Source organism: Candidatus Schmidhempelia bombi str. Bimp (assembly GCF_000471645.3).
GTDB classification, from domain to species: Bacteria; Pseudomonadota; Gammaproteobacteria; order Enterobacterales; family Orbaceae; genus Utexia; species Utexia bombi.
Window position 1 is genome coordinate 1 of the sequence record NZ_AWGA01000003.1, and the last position, 297, is coordinate 297.

Annotated in this window: 1 protein-coding gene; it reads right to left on the reverse strand. The window is 40.1% G+C overall.

What is annotated here, in order from left to right; all coding sequences use genetic code 11:
- The coding region (locus O970_RS00010) for an RsmD family RNA methyltransferase (protein WP_024495144.1) at window positions 1–275 on the reverse strand (275 nt) is incomplete at its 3' end.
- Window positions 276–297: the final 22 nt, after the last annotated feature.

Genomic DNA, 297 nt, shown 5'->3' on the forward strand with positions numbered 1-297 from the left:
TCCAGCAAGGTTGCGTGTTTAGCTCCCCGTGATATTGCCTCAAATGCTAACGAGCCGCTTCCAGCATAACAATCTAGGCAATCACTTTGGTATAAATAAGGGGCGAGCCAATTAAATAGGGTTTCTTTGACGCGATCTGTGGTTGGACGTAATCCCGTTAAATTTAATACGGGTAGTTTTCGACCTCGCCATTGACCACTAATAATTCTTATCTCTCCATTTGCATTTGATTTTGGGGAGCGGTGATTTCGTTTTGCAGATATTTTTTGTTGCATAGTTACATATTTTTATATTTAC